Origin of the sequence: Streptococcus sp. KHUD_011, assembly GCF_046352925.1 — a bacterium.
GTDB lineage: Bacteria > Bacillota > Bacilli > Lactobacillales > Streptococcaceae > Streptococcus.
The window spans coordinates 301,833-321,644 of record NZ_CP157578.1 but is presented as its reverse complement, the minus strand read 5'-3'; the positions used below and the strand labels follow the sequence as shown (position 1 = coordinate 321,644).

The window sequence follows — 19,812 nt, the reverse complement described above, 5'->3', positions numbered from 1 at the left end:
CACAATCTCACTATGATTAGGTCTCCTTCAGCCTAATGAATAGTGAGATTTTTTGATTGGCTTTGACTTAAAAAGAAAAACACCCCATGATATGAAACATGAAGTGTTATAAAAATGATACATTTTACAGCAGATAAGCCTCTACTGACTACTATTTTTAACCCCAGCATATACATAGGTTCTATTTCTAGGACACTCTTTTTCCGTTACTACCCTAAAATAAAAGCGATGCTCCCGCCCATCCTTAGTATTTTCCTTGTTTAAGACAAAGTAGTTCTTCTGATTCATCGCCATAGTTCGTAGGATGTCATCAATCAAGAAAGTCAAGGGCACATTCATGGCAGAATATTTTTGGAAATCCTCTTCGAAACGAATATAGTTATCTGAAAAATAATCCATCTGTAGTTTGTTTTCATACAGCTCTTTTCTAGTCATACACTCCCTCCTCCCACAGCCGAATTTCTAGGATATCTGCAACCTCTATCAACCTATATCCCTCGTTTGTCCTAATAGATAGAGTCTGATGTGATAATTCTCTCACCTCACCGATGATCGTGGTTTTCTGATTCTTTTCCTTGACCACAAAACTTCCCTTCAGTTGGCCAACATAAAGCTGAGAAAGCAAGTGTAGCTTCTCAACTGGGTCCAAATCTATCGAAAAATCAACACGGTTTTTTTCTTCACTGAGCGAACTAGTGTGTTCTGAGAGGTAAAATCCCATCCACTTCTGCATACCTGGATCTTGATAATCTCGCGCGGATTGAAAGGGTAAATAAGAACGATCAATCATTTTAATCCATCTAATCCTCCAGCAGAATGTCCCCCAATCAGCTTGCTTCTGGCAAGACTCCTAGAGGCTTCTTCCAGTGCATTGGCTTTTAAGAGTGAAGTGAAACCAAATTGTTCCCGAATAGAGTCAATAGCCGTCTGGAGCCTTTCCTCTTTTTCTAACTTGTCAACATCATCAAAGAGAGATATCAAACCAAAGGACTCGTCTACAAAGCCTGAATAGTTAACTCCGACACTTCTGACCGCTCCAGAAGTGTATTTGTTATAAAATAGCTTCAAAACATAATTCGTTAAGACAGCTGTATTATTGGTCGGTTCGACCTTCATTTGTGTGTGAATAGACGACCTGACCTCCTGTTTAGAGAAACCGACATAGATAGAGACAAGGGTTGTTTTCTTGCCAGACCTTCTCAAACTAATAGCCACCTGCTCCGCCATTTCTCGAAGAATAATTTCAATATCCCGTAGCTTCACGTAGTCTCTCGGCAAGATTTGAGAATTCCCCAAGCCCTTGGATTTGGCTTTATAGGGCTTATGAACATTGCTCTCATCAATCCCGTTGGCATGAAACCACAAACGCAGACCAGCCTGACCCAGAGCTTTCTTTAGCTGGTCGGGATTGCTGGTTGCCAATTCCTTGATGGAAAAAATCCCCAGAGCATGCAAGCGTTTCTCCATCCGCCTGCCAATCCCCCAAAAGTCGGTCATCTTGGGAATGGACCAGACCTTCTCTTCCACATCCTGGTAAGACCAGTTGGCCCTCATGGTCGGAGTGTGCTTAGCCTCATTATCCAGAGCCAACTTGGCCAGTAAAGGATTGGCATTTGACATACCTACTGTAGAGTAGATCCCTGTCTGCCTCCAAATATCCCTCTGAATACGAGCAGAAAGCAGATCCAGCTTTTCCTTGCGAGAGAGACTCTTGTCTGAAATGAAATAATTAAGTGAACTAGTCAGATCAATAAAACCCTCATCGATAGAGTAAGGATAAATATCATCTGGACTGCCATAGTTTTGAAAGATTCGCTGGATTTCCATATTGACTGCAATGTACTCGTCCATTCGAGGAGGGACAATCAAGGTCACTTGAGCCCAATCTTCGATGTAGCGAACATAGTCCGAGTCAGTCGGTAGCCCCTGCTTTCTAGCATTATAGTAGGAAAATTTGCGGGTCTTGATATCAAAGGGCAGATCATAGGCCCGACCAACATTTGATTTGCCAAAAATCTTCTTAAACATTGGAGAGGAGGCTAGAATAAGACCAGTGGAATTATCCGCGCGACTCATGACACAAAGCGAGGTTTTCAGCGGATGTAAGCCCCTTTTCACGCACTCAACACTGGCATAAAAGGATTTCATATCGACAAAGGCAATGTCACTTTTGGTCTCTCTGGAATAATCAAAGTAGCCCATTGGCTAGCCCTCCATCGGCACAAAGTTCCCAACGATAATCCCCACAATCCGAGGATCTTCTTCATAAGAGATGAAAATATCCTTATATTTAGGATTGATAGAGACCAGACGCAATCCATTCTCCTCTCGATAAACCCGTTTGATATAGGTCTGGTTGTTGCAAACCACTGCATAAACCGCCCCGTCATAGTCAAATCCTGTCTCTCGGATCAGAGCTACTGAACCATTTTGGTATTTAGGTTCCATGGAGTCCCCAGACACCCATGACGCAAAATCGTGGGCCAATTCCTCATTAAAGTAAACCGTATCAAAATTCTGATCATCGTAGACCGAAGCCCCAATCCCTGCTGACATGCGTTCATAAACACGGTACTCGTAGAGGCGCTCTGGCATGGGAGCCACTTTCTGAGCCTGTTCTTCTTGAGCCAGGTTGCGAGCATAGAGAACAACCTTCTCCTGCCCTTGCTTGGAGAGGCTATGGTAGAGACGGACAATCTCGATCTGAGTAAAATATCCTTTTGGTACTTTTAAAATATTCTCTAGCTGAAACACCTTCTCCTTGGACGGTTCCTTGACTCCACGTTCCCAAGCCGAGTAAGCCTGAAAACTAATCCCAAGTTTCTCTGCAATTTCCTTCTGTGTCAGTTTTAACTCTTTCCTCCGAGCCTTTAATTTTTCTGACTGATACATACTTCACCTCCTATTATGATACTTTAATGGACATTATCTCCCTTAGAAAGACTAATCGATGCTTGAATCCATATTTTCAAAACTCAACCAATATGGTTTAGTTTTATTATATAAAAAAAGTGAACAAATGTCTACTAGGAAAAGCAGAAACATCGTGAGTTTTATACTCAATGAAAATCAAAGAGCAAACTAGGAAACTAGCCGCAGGCTGTACTTGAGTACGGCAAGGCGACGTTGACGCGGTTTGAATTTGATTTTCGAAGAGTATTAATCAAACTAAAAGGACCTAGCCCTGTACAATACAGAACTAAATCCTTTGAATAAATCATTGATCTAACTTTTAAAATTCCTACAGAAATTCCAGTTTTTCTCTATTTGATACCAGACATTAGTTTTTCAATACGTGGAACGTAGAAGAGTAAGATAATACCGAATACAATCGTAATTCCTCCAACAATTCCATAGTAAGCTACTTCAGTTTCGCTTGTATAAAATTTTACAATTTGAGCATTGATAGCTTGGGCAGCAGCGTTACTCAAGAACCAGATAGACATCATTTGTGCTTGGAAGGATTTTGGTGCTAACTTAGTAGTGACTGATAGACCAATCGGCGAAATCAGCATTTCCCCTACAATCACAATAGCCCAACTCATAATCAACCAGAGAGGACTGACCTTAACATCTGTCCCAAAGAGCATCCCTGGTAACATCATCCACAAGAAGGATAAACCTGCAGCAAATAAACCGTAAGCAAATTTCTTAGCAGAGGATGGTTGCTTTTTACCCATTTTCCCCCACAACCACGCAAAAATCGGCACATAAATCATAATGAAAAGTGGATTGATACTTTGGAAAAAGCTAGATGGAAAATGAATCTGATTCCCAAATACATTAATGTAAAGTCGAGTTTGCTCATCCGCAAATAGAGCGAGAACAACAGACCCCTGCTCCTCAATAGACCAGAAGAGTACCCCAGCTATAAATAGAGGAATGTAGGCAAATACTCGAGATCTCTCAGTAGCAGTTATTTTCTGACTAGATAAAATTTTGAAGAAATAGTAGATTGGAATAATTACAGCAATCACTGTAAAGATATTAACAATCATATCCACATTAAACTGGTGAGTAAAGACTAAACCTATAACCACGAGAATAACTACGACAAGTGTAAGCAGCAAACGTTTAATCAAGGTCTGCTGCTCCGTCTGTGAAAGTGGGTCAGTAGGGTAAAGGCTTGATTCAGGTAGGTATTTCTTCCCATCCAAAACATACTTCACCAGACCAAAGAACATCCCAATGGCAGCTAACGAAAAGCCTAGATGGAAATTGACTTCCTGACCTAGATAACCCACTAGATAAGGGGCAACAAAGGCACCTAAGTTAATACCAAAGACAAAGATACTAAAACCTGCATCCCGTCTATCATCCTCTTTCTCATAAATCCCCCCCACCATATCTGAGATATTGGGTTTTAAAAATCCAGTACCAAAGATAATCAAGGCAATAGAGAGATAGAGAGCCACTTGTCCAAAAGGTGTTGCCAAAGCAATATGCCCTAGCATAATCAGAATCCCACCGTAAAAGACAGTTTTACGGCTTCCTAAAATACGGTCACTGACAAAACCACCGATAACCGAGGACAAAAATACCAGTGAGCCATAAATAGCCATAACCGATGCAGCCGTGGTCTTATCCATTCCCAATCCACCATCTTGCACACTATAGTACATATAGTAAAGTAGGATAGCTCGCATCCCATAGTAAGAAAAGCGTTCCCACATCTCTGTAAAGAAGAGGGTGGACAAGCCCATAGGATGTCCAAAAAATGTTTTCTGTTTTTCCATATATATTCTCCTTTAACGATATAATAATTCATTTTACAGAATTTTCAAACAAATGTCAAACAAATCCTGTTTATTTTAGAAAATTTTCTGAAAAAATCACACGTCTCAGACTTAATTCCACCATAAAAATCCGTCTCAGACTTAATTCCACTTCGGTCAGGCAAGTGGAAGTTACTTTGAAAAATTACCTCTAAAAATTTGCTCTTATTTAGTTGAAAAATGTTTCAAACCTCGAAACATACTTATCCTTTCCTCTTCAGGAAACAAAAAAAACATCCCTATGCCAAACTTGTAGTTACTACAATACAAGTCATACTCAATGAAAATCAAAGAGCAAACTAGGAAACTAGCCGCAGGCTGTACTTGAGTACGGCAAGGCGACGTTGACGTGGTTTGAATTTGATTTTCGAAGAGTATCAATAAGCATAGAGATGTAAAACTGTTACACATTAAAAAATAAATAATTAGTAATTAAATAATAGAAATTGTGTACGAAATTTCTCAATTAGTTTTGGCTAGTAAATATCATTTCCAACAAACGCCCTCTCAATTCCTTATCCTGATGATGCAAGATATTCATTAAGTCATGAGAATTTTTGGCATTGATGAATTGATTTAACAATCTATCTTTTAATTCATATGGAAGAGAAGCTGTCTTTAGTAGTCTAAAAACTTCGTCGTTTAGGGATGTCCTTTTATTATCTTTCAATTCAAATCTAGCTGTATCATTCTTATTTGGCAATTCAATTATAGACACATTCGTTCCTTTAAAATGAATTCTATGTTTTCTATTGCTTGGAACGATACTAGAATCTCCTTGTAATGTTAGCTCTACCATCCCCATTTCCCAGTCGATTGATAATCTTGTTTTATATCTTTGACCATTTTGATCTTCAATCATTTCAAAAGAATGTTGCTTGCCTGGGAATACATACCAATCTACAACTTCAGGTAAATCAACACCCATATCTATCTCAGAACCAACCAAGGGAATGATTGCACCACTTTTTGCAAACACAGGTATCGTCGAAATGTCTCTATAAACACTCAACTTCACACCACCTGTATATTTTTTCTCTGAAAAGAAGTCATACCATTCACCTTCAGGGAACCATACATCTACTTTTGCAGATTGGAATGCCAAATCCATCTTTTCTACAATGGGAGCCACCATCAGTTCTGTTCCAAAAAAGTATTGATTTGGAACATTATAACTCTCATCATTCTCTGGGTAGAAATAATACATTGGGCTGATTAATGGGGCACCTTCCTCGTGTGTCTTTACATTCATGGTATATAGATAGGGAATCATCTGATGTCTCAAACGAAGGTATTTCTTCATAATCTTAGATGTTGTTTCTGAAAAAAACCAAGGTTCTTTACTATTAAAAGGACTTCTAGAACTATGTAATCGAGTTATCGGACTAAAAACGCCAAACTGTAGCCATCTAGTTTGTAGCTCTTCGTCATAATCCCCCAGCATGTGCCCACCGATATCATGGCTCCACCAACTATAACCGATATTTGATGCTGTCGCTGTAAAATAAGGTTGAAATCTTAAGGAATTCCAACTAATAATAGTATCCCCTGAAAAACCAACAGGGTAGCGATGACTACCAGGACCTGCATATCTTGATAAAATCAAACCACCTTCTGCATTTTTACAACTATCCTGATAATGATAATGGTTTAAAAGCCACAGTGGATCCAACATGCCTTGTGTCCCTTGTTGCCAGTCAATCCACCAAAAATCTACTCCCTGCTTTTCTAGCTCATAATGAACATCTTTAAAGTAGGCTTCCCTAAAAGAGGGATTAAAAAAATCAAAAATAGCAGGTTCTTCTAGTTCTACATTTAACCCCAATCGTTTTGCGACTTGAGGATAAGCTTCTTCATAAGCCCGTATACCATCAGCAGGATGGACATTCAAAGAGAGTTTTAACTTTCTATCATGAAGTTGTTGCAATAACTGTTCTGGATTTGGTATTAAGTTTCTATTCCAACTATATCCTGTCCAGCCACTTCCAAAACGAGCTGGAATGTCAGTTATATGCCAATCCATATCTAAAACACCGATAGATAATGGAATTTTCTCTGTTTCAAATCTGTCTATTAAATCCAAGTATTCATCCGACGTATAAGGCCAATACCTACTCCACCAATTACCTAAAGCATATCTTGGCAACAAGGGTGTTGAGCCAGTCAAATGGTAAAAGTCTCTGATTGCTCCTCTATAATCATGCCCATAGGCAAAGAAATAGAGGTCAATTTGATTTTCTCTCTCAATATAACCAGACTGTTCATCCCAAATAAATCCTTGAGAATCATCCAGTAAGGCAATACCATTTCGACTAATAATTCCATCTTCTAATGGGATTGCGCCATCTGCCTTATCAAGAGTCCGAGCTGTTCCTTTTAACGTTTCAATCGATTCACCAAAATACCAGCGACTACCATATACGGCAAAATTTCCTTTTAATTCTATAAATAAATTTTCGGCGTTAAATTCTCCTTTATTAAAGTGCAAATGAAAATAGTCCGTCATAATATCTAGTACGTTTGATGTCTCGATATAATCTAACGAAACTTGGCCAAAATCTCTATTATAGATAAGTTGTGTAGTCCTATCCTCAAAACTTCCAGTTTGAGAGTATTCTAACCTTACTAACTTGTCTGTTAATACAGAGATTCGATAAAACTCTCCCTTAAAAATTTTCAATTTGTTTCCCTCCTTTTAGTAAATTTCTTTACCTTATCAAACATTTTATTTGTTATCGTTACATTCATCAATCCGCAAAAAGCAAATCCCCCAAATGTAAATACGTAAATAGCTGTTAAAACTCGTTCTGGACTACTAAAACTCATATACAGTACAGAAATATTAAATAAAACCAACATGATAGCTTGTATTGGATTTAAAATACAAATTAATACGCTATTTACAATACTATTTTTTAGATTATCTTTAAATAGACCAATATAGGGAAAAATAACACTCATCAAAAGTATTATAACAAATAAAAAGGGCAATACTAACAATAAACTATACTCTGAAAATAAACTTGAATAGCCCCAAAGACAATAGTTCACATATAAAAGTAATTCTATTAGGAGGATAAACAACCAAATAAAAGTTGACTGTTTAAAATTTCGTCTAAAGATCCGAAAATAATGATAAGCAATATCGGTATCTTTACCTTTTAAAATACGATACCACATTGTCGTAAGAGAAGTTAGTGATGCCCCAATTGTAACTATTGGAATACAACTCACAATAAATAGAGTATTTAAAATAATTAAATCTGTCAAAAAAGTTAAAATTCTAACCATTTTTCCATCTAATGAAAATAATTTTTGCATAATAGATATCTCCATAAAATCGATTGCCTTAACTCTATATTTTATAATGTCAGTTGTACAAAAATATTACCTAAATTATTTAAAAAACATTTCCACATTTCTTTAAAAATTAGAATAAAGGAAGCGAGATAATCTGATGTTATCAGTCTCGCTTCCTGTAATTAGCTAGTCCCTTGTTTATACAACCAAGAGTTCATATAAAGTATTACTCTTTTACTTCTTTTTGGTAACGATTATATGCTTCCTGTTGAATCTTCATAAATTCGTCCAATCCCATATTCTTAAGAGTTTCTTTGTATGAGTCCCATTCTTTTTCTATGCCACCTTCAACTACCCATTTAGATGCTTGTTGTTTGACATAAGATTCAATACTCACATAGATTGATGATAATTTGTTAAGTTCTTCTTGTGAATAAATCACATTAGGGTAAGCTGGCAACGCAAATTGTTTCAAATCTTGGTCCATCTTCAATTTCAATCCATCACCTTGTGTTTGATCGATTTCTACGCGACTATTGATATCATCGCTTACGTATTTAGGACCAAAATCTCGAAGTGAATTAATCCATGCCCATTCATCAGCTGATTTACCATCTTTAGGAGGTAACACTTTAAACTTATCACTATTCTTTTCAGTAGCTATTCCAAATGATCCATAGAAATTCTGAATACTTGCTTCATCTGTATATAATTTATCCAACCATTTCAATAATTTAGCAGGGTTTTTGCTCTTATTTGTAATCAAAATTTCATTTCGACCGTAGTTGTAATGATCTGGGTCAGAAAAGACATATTGTTTACCATCCATACCTTTTAAAGCAGGTAGAGCAATATATTCACTTGAATGTAAGCCAAACGTTGCATCTGCTGTCCAACCACTAGAAACACCTACTCTAGATACTCCCTTATCCATACGTTTTGCTACACTCATAGAGGTATCTTCTGTAAAGATTTCCGGATCAATCAAACCTTTTTTATAAGATTCGTGCATTGCTGCAATCCCTTGTTTATAACTTTCCTCTGTACGAAGGTAGACTGGTTTTCCATCTTTTACAGACATTTCATACGTATTATCTGCACCTAAACGATTATTGAACGGAAGAATATATGAGAATGTTGGATCAAAGTTTCCTGCTCCGAATGGAATTTCATCAGAAGTGTCTCCATTTCCGTTCGCATCTTTATCCTTAAATTCTTGTAGTACTTTTACTAAATCATCATAAGTTTCTGGAACCTTTAATCCTAAATTATCCAGCCACTTTTTATTAATAAATAGCTGATTAGCTACAGTAGGACGCATCGGTAATTTTTTAGGTAGACTGTAGATATGACCATCTGGTGAAGTAATCATAGCTTTAATCTTAGGTTCTTTCTCCATAGCCTTAGTTAAATTTGGCATGTTTTCCTTGATTAAATCTTCCAATGGAATAAACAAAGATTGGTTCTGAGCAATTTCTGAATCTGTAAAAGCATTTGAGCCTAAAAATGCATCTGGTAAATCTCCGCTAGCAACCAACACAGATTTCTTATCTGCCCAATCTGCGGCTACAAGTGTATCCCATTTAACATCGATACCTGATTCCTTGGCAGAATCTGTTAGAAAACCTTTGTGATAATCTTCTCCCCAGTCAGACCAACGAACAGTTGTGATTTTATAAGAATCTTCTCCAGACTTATCGTCCTTATTCGCATTATTAGAATTTGCACAGGCTGTTAAGCCAGCAAGTGTAACGGTTCCTAAGAACAAATATGTAAATGATTTATTTTTCATGTTTTTCTCCTATTCCTTCAACGCGCCAATCATTACGCCTTGATTAAAATATTTTTGAACAAAGGGATATAGCAACATTATCGGAGCGGTTGAAATAACAATTGCTGCATATTTCATCATATCGGCTTTGATACGAAGATCTGATGCAACTTCTCCTGTTGCTTGCGATTGTAACATTTGATTACTAATTAGTAAACGTCGTAAAATTAATTGCAATGGTTGTAAATTTTCATTCGTTAAATAAATTAAAGCATTAAACCACGAATTCCAAATACCAACTGCAGTCCAAAGTCCAATAACTGCTATAATAGCTTTTGATAAAGGAACGACTATCTTAATAAAATAACGAATTGTACCACATCCATCAATTTGCGCAGCCTCCCACATCCCGTCTGGAATACTATTATTAAAGAAAGTTCTAGCAACAATAATATTGTATGATGAAACCGCAAAAGGTATTACCATTACCCAAAATGTATCAATCAAGCCTACATTCTTTACTGTTAAGTAGGTAGGAATCAAACCACCTGATACAAACATAGGGATTATGTATAGAATACTCATCCACTTTCTACCAACTAATTCTTTTCTAGATAAAGCATAACCAGCTGGAATATTGACTACTAAAGCAACTAAGGTACCAACAACAGTATATAAAATGGTATTTAGATAGCTACGCAAAAATAAAGGTTGTTGAATAAGACGTAAATATCCATCTAATTTCCATTCTCTTGGAATAAACCATACCTTCCCGTTTGCAACATCTGAAGGATTGCTAAAAGATGCAATCACTACAAACCATAATGGATAAACAATTAACAGAATAAGAAAAATTGCTAAACCATAGGTAACTATATCAAATAATAATTCAGAGTTTGTTTTTCTTGATTTATGAAACCATCTCACTTTAAGCACTCCTTCCTTTAAAAAAGACCCGTTCTAGTATATCTTTTTGAGAACCAGTTAACAGATAACAAAATTATTAGATTGACTACCGTATTAAATAACCCTATAGCGGTCGAATAACTATACTGGAAGTTCACCATACCAACTTTATAAACATAGGTAGAAATTATCTCACTTCCTGCTAAATTAAGAGGATTCTGTAATAGTAATACTTTCTCAAAACCTACACTCAACAAACTACCCGCTCTTAATATTAATAGAATCATAGCAGTTGGCAAAAGTAATGGTAATTCTATATGCCTAATTTTTTGTAACCTAGAAGCGCCATCCATAGTTGCAGCCTCATAATATGTAGGATCAATTGCAGAAAGCGCTGCCAAATAAATAATACTATCCCAACCAATATGTTGCCATACATCACTCCAAACATAAACACCTGCAAAACTACTAGGTTTTGATAAAAAATCTGGAATAGTGATTCCAACAGACTTAAATACATTCGCTAACAAACCACTAGTAGGAGATAAAAATAAGATAATCATCCCACACATAACCATTGTAGAGATAAAATGGGGTAAGTAAGTTGTCACTTGAAATATTTTTCTAAACTTCCCAACTCTTAACTGATTACTAATTATAGCTAGTATAATAGGTAAGGGGAATCCTACTACAATACTATAAAGTGAAATTTTTAATGTATTGAACATAGTTGTCCCGAATTGGAATGATGAGAAAAATTGAGTAAAGTACTTAAATCCTACCCACTGACTAGCAAAGATACCATTGGCTGGTGAATAGTCTTTAAATGCAATAATTAGTCCCAACATGGGAATATAGGAAAATAAAATTAATAGCAATATTGAAGGAAAAAGTAATATATATAACGGAATACTATGCTTTAATTTTATTTTATGAAGCTGAGATGCTACTTTCATTTTTTTCCTCCTATCTGATTTTCTACGATTATTTTACACCATATAGAATTCCCTTAATATAACTTTTTGGACTAGGTTTATCAATTTTTCAGTTTATCATTTCTGAGAACTATTACTTTTCCGACATCTTGATAAAACATATCTGTTTTGTACATGATATCATATTTTCAAAGTGCTATAATTTTAAGAGGAGAATAGTATATGAAATTAAATCACGACTTATCAAAAAAACATTCCATTCATTTTTTCTTTAAACTCCTACTTGTACTACTATTGATAAATATTTTAATCAATATTGCTATGAGTAACATAACCAGAAATTTTATTAAAAACCAGAATATAGTACACCTACGTAGTTCAATTGAAATTTATGCTGATTCTGTTAATGAGAAATTGCATTCTGTAGAACGCTTTATGTACTCAACAATAACGCATAATGAATCTTTAGAGAACTTAAATCATGTACAAACGTTTCTTGAGTATCAAGAAAATCTTAAAAAAGTTCAAACTAGCTTTATAGAGTTTGAATATCAAAATGAAACTCATATGACATTCCTATTAGAAACCGATAGTACTGAACATTTTATAAATGTCTCCAATCTTTATATTCCATATGAAGATTATCTACTGTTAAAATCAAATCTAAAATCATTGCGTAGTGATATAAGTGACCGTAAATGGAAAAATGTAACTACTAAAAACAGCGAATACTTAGTTAAATCTGTTCATTACGAAGGAAAAATCATTTATGCCGTCATATCTTCAGAAGATATCCTAAAACCTCTAAGAAAACTTAATATTGGAAATAATGGTAAACTTTCTCTAAAAGAGCCTAACAATATACCCTCCGAAAACTACCTGATTCATGCTCAAAATGAAAAAACGCATTTACCTTTCGATATTTATGTTTTAGTCGATTATGCCGAAGTCTTTAGAAATATCACTCTTTTAGAAGTATTTTTATCAGCTGTTCCTATCATTATCACCATTTTATCAATCATCATTATCCTGTATATTCGTCAGTGGATGATTAAACCAATAACAAGACTCACTGAACGACTCTCTCAACTTGGGGACTCCATCCCCCCTTCTGAATTTTTTATATCTGAAGGTATACTAGAAATTGATAAGGCAAATGATAAACTTAATAAAGTAATATTTGACATGCAAGAATTAAAAATACGGGAATACCATTCACAACTAGAACTTAAGAAGATAGAACTTAATTATCTTAAAAATCAAATTCGTCCGCATTTCTACTTAAATATGTTATCAATGATTCATAGTATGCTTCAAACAAAAAACTACAAGGAAATTGAAGAATTAACTATCCTAACTTCAAATTATCTCCGTCATTTATTTATGGCTAATCAAGATTTTTCAGAACTTAAAGATGAAGTTCAGCATATTAAAGATTATTTAGAAATACAACGAATTCGATATGGAAATAGCATCTACTTTTCACTAAACTACAATGATGACCTACAAAATACTCTTGTCCCATCATTACTGTTACAAACATTTATTGAAAACACAATCAAACACGGTTTTTCATTTCAAGATTTATTTACAATTTTACTATCAATAAAAAAAGTAAAAACTGAGGACTCAGATTATATTCAGATTTGTATCGAAGATAATGGTCCAGGTTTCTCTGAAGAAATTTTATCAAAACTAAATCAGAAACAGTCTCTAATAACAGAAGATGGACATCATATCGGGATAACAAACACCATCGAACGTTTAAATCTTCTCTATCCTAATGACTATAGTATTGCATTTGAAAATAATGAAGAAGGTGGAGCTAAAATTCTTTTACTCATTCCATACAAGATTATAGACGGAGGTTATAATGAACATCTTATTAGTTGATGACGATCGTTTTATCATTGAAGCTTTACGAGAGAAAATAAATTGGGCTAAACTACACATTGACATTGTTTATGTTGCCTATAGCCTCACTCAAGCTCAAAATATTATTAGAGAGCATCCTATTGATCTCATGATAAGCGATATAGAAATGCCTCAAGGCAGCGGCCTCGAACTCTTATCTTGGATTAGAAATGAAAAATATGATATAAAAACAATTTTTTTAACTAATTACGCCGACTTCAACTATGCTCAAAAAGCAATTGAATTGCAAAGCTTTGAATACTATCTAAAACCCATTAACTTTGAAAAATTAGAATTTATTATTCAAAAAGCCATTAGTAAAATTGAGAATCATAACTTAAATGGAAAAAATGATTCACTTTTACAAATAGAAGATAATTTCTGGTATGATTACCTTAGAAAACCTCAAATTTCTCGCATTGATGAACTAGAAAACATAGCGAGCAAACAAGATTTTATTCTTAAACAACACCAGTATTTTTTCCTCGCAGTTTTAACCATTAATCTTAATGAAGAAGATTATTCTGTAGAAACTCCATCATGGACTTCTCAACTAAAAAGAGAACTTCAAAGAATTTCACAACCTTCTTATAAGCTGATAAGTCTATTCAAAATGGAAAGCCAGGTTGATCAATATGTTTGTCTCTTTAGAGTAGACTCATCCAAACGTAGTGACAAATTGGCATATGAGATTCATTCTCAAATTTCTAATAACTTTAGTAAATACTCCAACATTATATATAAGAGTTGCCATAAAATATCCGATATTTTATTTCATACCAAAGAACTCTACATTTATAATGAACAATATGTTTCTTATTGGAATACTATTACATGTGTTCCACATAGTTTTCCAACTTCCTTTAAAACAGAAACTCTTTCAATTACTTTTTTAGATAGCTTAAGTGAATACGAATTAAGAGAAAAAATTAATTCACTTGCTTATAATTCTCAAATTCCTACTTTTACACTACAACAAATTTTACTAGATTGGACTCAACAAATAGGAATATATCTAGATCAAAATGGAATTTCAGCTCATAAATTATTCCAAAACAGCACTCATGATTTCCTATTCCAACGACGCTTTCATTCAATTGAATCTTTTCAGGATTACTTTGACTATTACTGGTCACATGCTAAGAAATTTGCAACAAACATTGAAAACCAAAAAAATAGTATTCAACGCATTGTCGAATACATAGATCATCACTACTATGAAGATATAAATCGTTCTATATTAGCAGATATGGTTTATCTCAGCGCAGATCATTTGGCTAGAATTTTTAAAAAAGAAACAGGAGAAACTCTTGTTAAATATATAACGGATAAGCGCATTAATGCTGCTAAATCTCTCCTATCTCAAACAAATATCTCGATATCACAAGTATCTTGTCAAGTAGGGTATGATAATTATTCTTACTTTACTAAAATTTTTAAACAAAGAACTGGACTTTCCCCTGGAGATTACCGTAAAACTCATCAAAATAAAATTTGAGTAATCCAGACTACATCAATAAGTTCCAGTAACTTTGTTATAGAATTAATTCAACTATTATTTCAAAAATATTGTGTAAAAGATTAAGTAAATATATATATTATTAATCAAATCATCTCCAAGTAATACCAAAATTTCCTCAACCTCTAATGACATCAACATATAAATACCTGCTGAAGTTCTAAACTCAGCAGGTATTTATATCTCTTTTTGATTTTTAATGTTTACTAGCTAATATGAATTCAGAAAATAAATCATTTTTACTTTCTTTACGCACCTAAAATTAACTCTAACAAACCAGATATTCAATCTAAATAACAACCAATGCTAATTTATATAAGTAAAAAAATAAGCTCTTTCTTTTATTATGCCATATTTTGCAAAAAATTTGAGTGGTTCGTTGTTAAATTTTTGGACCAAAATTTGAGGGAGTGACAAAAAATTGATTTCAAACTAGCAAAATTCGGAATTATCCAATCTGATGAACAGTATTCTTTACTTATATCGATATGAAGGGCAATGTTAACAGTCCACTACACTCTGACTACCTAAATAATAAGATGAAATCTGTGCAACATTGTCATCCAGAACTTAAGCATGCTCCACCTCATAAATTAAGACACACAGGAGCGACACTTGCACAATAAGCAGGACTCTCACTCTAAGCTATTTCAGAAGATTTAACTCACAGTGATAAAGAAGTAACTAAGACTTATGTAAACACAAAAGATACTGTAAATCAGACTGTTGGAGAGATTGCTTATCGCAGTCTTAAAAAGTAATGGTGTGAAAAATGGTGTGAATTTTGCTAAAAATCATCAAAAAAACACCCCATGGTGTGAACCATGAAGTGTTGTAAATGCTGTATTGTAGCTGGTTCTTAACGTTTTGAGAACTGGCTAGCTTTACGAGCTTTCTTAAGACCTGGTTTTTTCTACATTATGATATTTATGGTAAATTATCACTAAAATCAAGTAATTTTAAGAGATAAATCCTCAATCTTTACATATATAATCCTTTTGAAAATCGAGAGGTTATCAAAGGGTTATCACTTTTTTAGTTTTCGGAGCTTGTGTAGTTGAGAAAGGAATAATTAAATTAGTACAGAAATCAACTGTTTTTAATATTTCTATCATCATAATGTACTTTTCTAAACTTTAATATATCCCCAATACAAGAGACTCATAATACACTATAAAATATAGGCAATGTTTATATCTAACTTTTAATTGTTCAAGTAATTATAAATGTATATTTTTCAATTTAAAAGATTGCTATCATAAGTAAATTATTTTATAAAAGACTGAATTCAAAAAAGTGAGGAAATATTATGAAGTGCTATTCATATGAATATATACTGAGTCAAATCAGCCAACAGAACTGGATCATGATTGTTGTATCCGCATTGTTAGTTCTTGTGACTGTTTTTTTGCTTTTAAGGCTTATAAGGATAAGCGAAGCAGTAAGTTTCGTGAACTATCCATTATCTCAATTTTAACCTTAATTGCTGCCGTATTGATTACGATTACCAACTTTCAAAGTAATCAATCTAATGATAACCAATTCCGTAATTCATTACATTTTATCGAAATCGTATCAAAAGAATTGGAAGTTGAAAAAGAAACTGTCTATGTCAATTCTAAATTTACTGTCACTCCATTATAGCAGAAAAAGGATCTAAATGATGAATTTAGATTTTTATCAAATCCGACATCTCCTCTTCCATACATTTAAGAAATCGTTGCACTGCTGGAGAAGTTGGTCTCTGTCTTGGCAAAGCAAGCCCAAGTGAGACAAACCGTGGTGGGTTTAGGGGCAACTGGACTACATCTTCTTCCCAATCCTGTGCGATCATAGCCTGATTAAAACTCACTCCTAATCCTGCTTTTACTAACTGATAGGTAGTAAATCCATCTTTTGTTGTAAAACGTGTTTTTAAATGTAAACCTTCTTGCTCAATTAGTCTGTCCTGATCTGTGTCTTGAGCTGGTAAGGTATGAATAAAATCCTCTGCCTCTAAATCCTTTATCTCGTATTGAGCTTGTCTAGCCTTAGGATGATTTTTAGGGAGCCAAACAAGAAGTGGATCCCGATAGAGTTCTTCCCAACTATAATCCGTCTTATCCTGAGGTTCTGCACATAAACAGATATCGACAGATTTTTCTGCCAACCACTTAGCTATTTCCTTATTCCCACCCTCCAACAACTTAATCTGTATATTGGGATAGCTTTCTGAAAAGACTTTTAAAAGACGAGGCATCCACATCGAGGATACACTAAAGTAGCAGGCAATCGTGATAGAACCACGGACGACTCCTTTTATATCATCACTCATCTCTTGTGCGACCTGACTAGATTCAACGATTTCCCTAAAATAAGGCAACATCAATTTCCCATTTTCAGTTAAACGAACTCCTTTTTTACTGCGGATAAACAAAGAAAATTCCAATTCCTCTTCCAAGCTAGAAATCATTCTAGTGATCCCTGACTGAGTATAGTTGAGTTGTTCTGCTGCAGCTGAAAAAGAACCTGTTTCACTAGCAATTAGAACCGCCTGGCATTTACTTGCGTCCATTTTTCACTCCTTTTCTTTTATCTATTCCATTTTATCATAGTTGATATGATTTTTTGGCGTTTGTGTAATGAATGTATTTCTTGTACAATAAATACATCAATTAAGAAAGAGGTCTTTTATGACAAACGAAATCCTAAATTTTGCAAATGATTATCTTCAAGGAGCACACCCTGCGATTCTTCAACGAATCATGGAAACCAACGAAATGGAAATGAGCGGATATGGGAGCGATTCGATTAGTACCAGTGCTGTTGAAAGCATTCGCAAAGCCTGCGCTTGTCCACAGGCAGCAGTCCATTTTCTTGTCGGTGGAACCCAAACCAATCAAGTCATGATTGACAGTCTCCTCCAATCTTACCAAGGAGTGATTGCTGTAAAAACGGGTCATATCAGCGTTCATGAGGCTGGTGCTATCGAATTTGGAGGGCACAAGGTACTCGAACTAGAGGGAACAGATGGAAAATTGACCGCCCAGCAAGTCAAAGAAACTATTGAAGACTATTGGGCTGATAAAAACCATGAGCATATGGTCATGCCAGGAATGGTCTATCTCTCTCAACCAACTGAGCTTGGAACCCTTTATTCAAAAGCAGAATTAGAAGCTATTTCTCAAGTTTGTAAGGAAAAGAATGTTAAACTCTTCGTAGATGGTGCTCGTCTTGCTTACGCTCTTGCCTGCCCTGAAAATGATGTTCATCTTGCTGATTTGGCTCGCTTATGCGACGCTTTCTATATCGGAGGTACTAAATGTGGCGCTCTTCTCGGAGAAGCAGTCGTTATTCCAAATCCGCAACTCCTTCCTCACATGACAACCATAATCAAACAACACGGTGCTCTTCTAGCTAAAGGAAGACTTTTAGGCATCCAATTTGATGAATTGTTTAAAGATTCACTCTATCAAACAATTGGTGAAGATGCGATTTCCTACGCCAACCAAATTCGTCTAGCTTGTAAAACTGCTTGTCTCCCTCTTTATTTTGAAAATCCAACCAATCAAGTCTTCTGCATTGTGAATGATGAACAGATGAAAAAACTATCTCAAAAAGTGATTTTCTCTTACTGGGAAAAATACGACGATACCCATACCGTCATACGTTTTGCAACCGCCTGGTCTAGTCGAAAAGAAGATGTAGAGGCTCTGTGCAGGGTGATTGAGGAGTTATAAAAATGGCTTTATTGAGCTTGACTTATCATTGTAAAATTTTCTTATCGTTTTCCACTAAAAAATCTTTCATCTCTTAGCCTATAGGGGTTTGGGGACTTCCCCAAAATGCAAATCACCTCAAAAGTACATACACTATGTGTATACAAATTTTGGGGGTGATTTTAGGAGTGTGTGTATACAGACTCTGAGCTCGCAAAGTCATAAAATGAAAAATATCTCCCCTTCGATAAAATGATCAAAAAAATCACTTTAGCTGTACTTTGTGTGTACAATTTTTTTAAGAAGATATATAAGAAAACGCTGTTAAATTTAACAGCGCTTTCTTATTTTAAAATTCTCATATGGCTTTCTTTTTTATGGTTAGCATCGTAGTATTCCAGCATCGCATGATACAAACGAGCCTTCGTTTTATCTTGTTGTTTAATTCCATGAAGAAATAATTCTGCTCGCTTTAATTTCAATATGTATTCGCATATCTGATCGAAATCCTTATCCATATTACTTTTGAAAATAAACATCTTTTTTCTCCATCACATCCACTATTTTTTGCATCAAAATAGACATATCCATTTTATTTTCATAGCTTATTCTGCCAACTACAGTTGCAAGACGGGCTATAGAATTGATATTCTTTCCTACCTGTTCCAATTCTTCTATCAAAGGAACTAACGCTTCAAAAGAGACTTTGTGAATGTTCAAATCTGTTCGGATTAATTTTTTTCTAGCAAACTCAGAAAAATTACAAATATTTTCCTTCCTCATACAATCATTTAATTTTTTATTTTCTTCTTCTGTCAAAAATACCTGTTTCAACACCGATTTTATTCTCATAATCTTATCACCTCGTTTTCTTATTTAGTCGTTTTACAAGTTCTTTCACTTGTTTGCCTGTCTTCTTTTCATATTCTATCATCAGCTCAACGCAGTAGTGAAATATCCTTACATTATCCAAATCTTCACTTTGTTCTGCTAT

Annotated in this window: 16 protein-coding genes and 2 pseudogenes; 5 read left to right on the top strand and 13 right to left on the bottom strand. The window is 34.8% G+C overall.

Features of this window, described 5'->3' with window-relative positions; genetic code table 11:
- Positions 1-141: 141 nt before the first annotated feature.
- The 10 genes from ABKJ27_RS01585 to ABKJ27_RS01540 form a co-directional block, all read right to left on the bottom strand.
- Positions 142-435, bottom strand: coding sequence for a DUF5960 family protein (locus tag ABKJ27_RS01585; protein ID WP_254754081.1), 294 nt, complete (start codon positions 433-435; stop codon positions 142-144).
- Positions 428-790, bottom strand: coding sequence for a hypothetical protein (locus ABKJ27_RS01580; protein ID WP_254754080.1), 363 nt, complete (start codon positions 788-790; stop codon positions 428-430). Before ABKJ27_RS01580 ends, ABKJ27_RS01585 begins: the two co-directional genes overlap by 8 nt.
- Positions 787-2,202 (bottom strand): Y-family DNA polymerase, encoded by a 1,416-nt coding sequence (locus tag ABKJ27_RS01575; protein WP_410011900.1) that lies wholly within the window; start codon positions 2,200-2,202, stop codon positions 787-789. The genes ABKJ27_RS01580 and ABKJ27_RS01575 overlap by 4 nt, the downstream gene beginning before the upstream one ends.
- 3 nt (positions 2,203-2,205) lie before the next feature.
- Positions 2,206-2,892: an XRE family transcriptional regulator gene (locus ABKJ27_RS01570; RefSeq protein ID WP_410011899.1), complete on the bottom strand. Its 687-nt coding sequence runs from the start codon at positions 2,890-2,892 to the stop codon at positions 2,206-2,208.
- A gap of 371 nt (positions 2,893-3,263) precedes the next feature.
- Complete coding sequence (locus ABKJ27_RS01565; RefSeq protein WP_410012137.1) at positions 3,264-4,673, bottom strand: peptide MFS transporter; 1,410 nt, start codon at positions 4,671-4,673, stop codon at positions 3,264-3,266.
- Positions 4,674-5,241: 568 nt separating this feature from the next.
- The gene (locus ABKJ27_RS01560; protein ID WP_410011898.1) at positions 5,242-7,455 is read right to left on the bottom strand and encodes a glycoside hydrolase family 31 protein; all 2,214 of its coding nucleotides are present in this window, start codon (positions 7,453-7,455) and stop codon (positions 5,242-5,244) included.
- Positions 7,452-8,096 carry a YesL family protein gene (locus tag ABKJ27_RS01555; RefSeq protein ID WP_153199622.1) on the bottom strand — a complete coding sequence of 215 codons (645 nt, stop codon included), beginning with the start codon at positions 8,094-8,096 and terminating at the stop codon, positions 7,452-7,454. The genes ABKJ27_RS01560 and ABKJ27_RS01555 overlap by 4 nt, the downstream gene beginning before the upstream one ends.
- Positions 8,097-8,301: 205 nt before the next feature.
- Positions 8,302-9,867, bottom strand: a complete 1,566-nt coding sequence (locus ABKJ27_RS01550; RefSeq protein ID WP_261074596.1) for an extracellular solute-binding protein — start codon at positions 9,865-9,867, stop codon at positions 8,302-8,304.
- Between the two features lie 9 nt (positions 9,868-9,876).
- Complete coding sequence (locus ABKJ27_RS01545; RefSeq protein WP_001267167.1) at positions 9,877-10,773, bottom strand: carbohydrate ABC transporter permease; 897 nt, start codon at positions 10,771-10,773, stop codon at positions 9,877-9,879.
- 17 nt (positions 10,774-10,790) lie between these two features.
- Positions 10,791-11,708: an ABC transporter permease gene (locus ABKJ27_RS01540; RefSeq protein ID WP_227325532.1), complete on the bottom strand. Its 918-nt coding sequence runs from the start codon at positions 11,706-11,708 to the stop codon at positions 10,791-10,793.
- 201 nt (positions 11,709-11,909) lie between these two features.
- Here ABKJ27_RS01540 and ABKJ27_RS01535 point away from each other — a divergent pair, with 201 nt between their 5' ends.
- The 4 genes and pseudogenes from ABKJ27_RS01535 to ABKJ27_RS01520 form a co-directional block, all read left to right on the top strand.
- Positions 11,910-13,580 carry a sensor histidine kinase gene (locus ABKJ27_RS01535; RefSeq protein WP_261083211.1) on the top strand — a complete coding sequence of 557 codons (1,671 nt, stop codon included), beginning with the start codon at positions 11,910-11,912 and terminating at the stop codon, positions 13,578-13,580.
- Positions 13,561-15,099 (top strand): response regulator transcription factor, encoded by a 1,539-nt coding sequence (locus ABKJ27_RS01530; RefSeq protein ID WP_410011897.1) that lies wholly within the window; start codon positions 13,561-13,563, stop codon positions 15,097-15,099. The genes ABKJ27_RS01535 and ABKJ27_RS01530 overlap by 20 nt, the downstream gene beginning before the upstream one ends.
- Before the next feature lie 450 nt (positions 15,100-15,549).
- Positions 15,550-15,881 (top strand): annotated as a pseudogene (locus ABKJ27_RS01525) (site-specific integrase); the annotation flags it as partial.
- Positions 15,882-16,429: 548 nt separating this feature from the next.
- Positions 16,430-16,740: pseudogene (locus tag ABKJ27_RS01520) on the top strand (DUF3290 family protein); the annotation flags it as partial.
- 49 nt (positions 16,741-16,789) lie between these two features.
- Here the strand turns inward: ABKJ27_RS01520 and ABKJ27_RS01515 are convergent.
- Positions 16,790-17,674: a LysR family transcriptional regulator gene (locus tag ABKJ27_RS01515; RefSeq protein WP_410011896.1), complete on the bottom strand. Its 885-nt coding sequence runs from the start codon at positions 17,672-17,674 to the stop codon at positions 16,790-16,792.
- Positions 17,675-17,804: 130 nt separating this feature from the next.
- Here ABKJ27_RS01515 and ABKJ27_RS01510 point away from each other — a divergent pair, with 130 nt between their 5' ends.
- Positions 17,805-18,839 (top strand): threonine aldolase family protein, encoded by a 1,035-nt coding sequence (locus ABKJ27_RS01510; protein ID WP_410012136.1) that lies wholly within the window; start codon positions 17,805-17,807, stop codon positions 18,837-18,839.
- 323 nt (positions 18,840-19,162) lie between these two features.
- Here ABKJ27_RS01510 and ABKJ27_RS01505 read toward each other — a convergent pair whose 3' ends face one another.
- Both ABKJ27_RS01505 and ABKJ27_RS01500 read right to left on the bottom strand, forming a co-directional pair.
- The gene (locus tag ABKJ27_RS01505) at positions 19,163-19,357 is read right to left on the bottom strand and encodes a hypothetical protein (RefSeq protein ID WP_000469565.1); all 195 of its coding nucleotides are present in this window, start codon (positions 19,355-19,357) and stop codon (positions 19,163-19,165) included.
- Positions 19,338-19,670, bottom strand: a complete 333-nt coding sequence (locus tag ABKJ27_RS01500; RefSeq protein WP_410011895.1) for a hypothetical protein — start codon at positions 19,668-19,670, stop codon at positions 19,338-19,340. The genes ABKJ27_RS01505 and ABKJ27_RS01500 overlap by 20 nt, the downstream gene beginning before the upstream one ends.
- Between the last annotated feature and the right edge of the window lie 142 nt (positions 19,671-19,812).

Coding starts and splice junctions, on each gene's coding strand:
- ABKJ27_RS01585 (WP_254754081.1), bottom strand. CDS start 435: ATGACTAGAAAAGAGCTGTATGAAAACAAACTACAGATGGATTATTTT.
- ABKJ27_RS01580 (WP_254754080.1), bottom strand. CDS start 790: ATGATTGATCGTTCTTATTTACCCTTTCAATCCGCGCGAGATTATCAA.
- ABKJ27_RS01575 (WP_410011900.1), bottom strand. CDS start 2,202: ATGGGCTACTTTGATTATTCCAGAGAGACCAAAAGTGACATTGCCTTT.
- ABKJ27_RS01570 (WP_410011899.1), bottom strand. CDS start 2,892: ATGTATCAGTCAGAAAAATTAAAGGCTCGGAGGAAAGAGTTAAAACTG.
- ABKJ27_RS01565 (WP_410012137.1), bottom strand. CDS start 4,673: ATGTGGGAACGCTTTTCTTACTATGGGATGCGAGCTATCCTACTTTAC.
- ABKJ27_RS01555 (WP_153199622.1), bottom strand. CDS start 8,096: ATGCAAAAATTATTTTCATTAGATGGAAAAATGGTTAGAATTTTAACT.
- ABKJ27_RS01550 (WP_261074596.1), bottom strand. CDS start 9,867: ATGAAAAATAAATCATTTACATATTTGTTCTTAGGAACCGTTACACTT.
- ABKJ27_RS01540 (WP_227325532.1), bottom strand. CDS start 11,708: ATGAAAGTAGCATCTCAGCTTCATAAAATAAAATTAAAGCATAGTATT.
- ABKJ27_RS01535 (WP_261083211.1), top strand. CDS start 11,910: ATGAAATTAAATCACGACTTATCAAAAAAACATTCCATTCATTTTTTC.
- ABKJ27_RS01530 (WP_410011897.1), top strand. CDS start 13,561: ATGAACATCTTATTAGTTGATGACGATCGTTTTATCATTGAAGCTTTA.
- ABKJ27_RS01515 (WP_410011896.1), bottom strand. CDS start 17,674: ATGGACGCAAGTAAATGCCAGGCGGTTCTAATTGCTAGTGAAACAGGT.
- ABKJ27_RS01505 (WP_000469565.1), bottom strand. CDS start 19,357: ATGTTTATTTTCAAAAGTAATATGGATAAGGATTTCGATCAGATATGC.
- ABKJ27_RS01500 (WP_410011895.1), bottom strand. CDS start 19,670: ATGAGAATAAAATCGGTGTTGAAACAGGTATTTTTGACAGAAGAAGAA.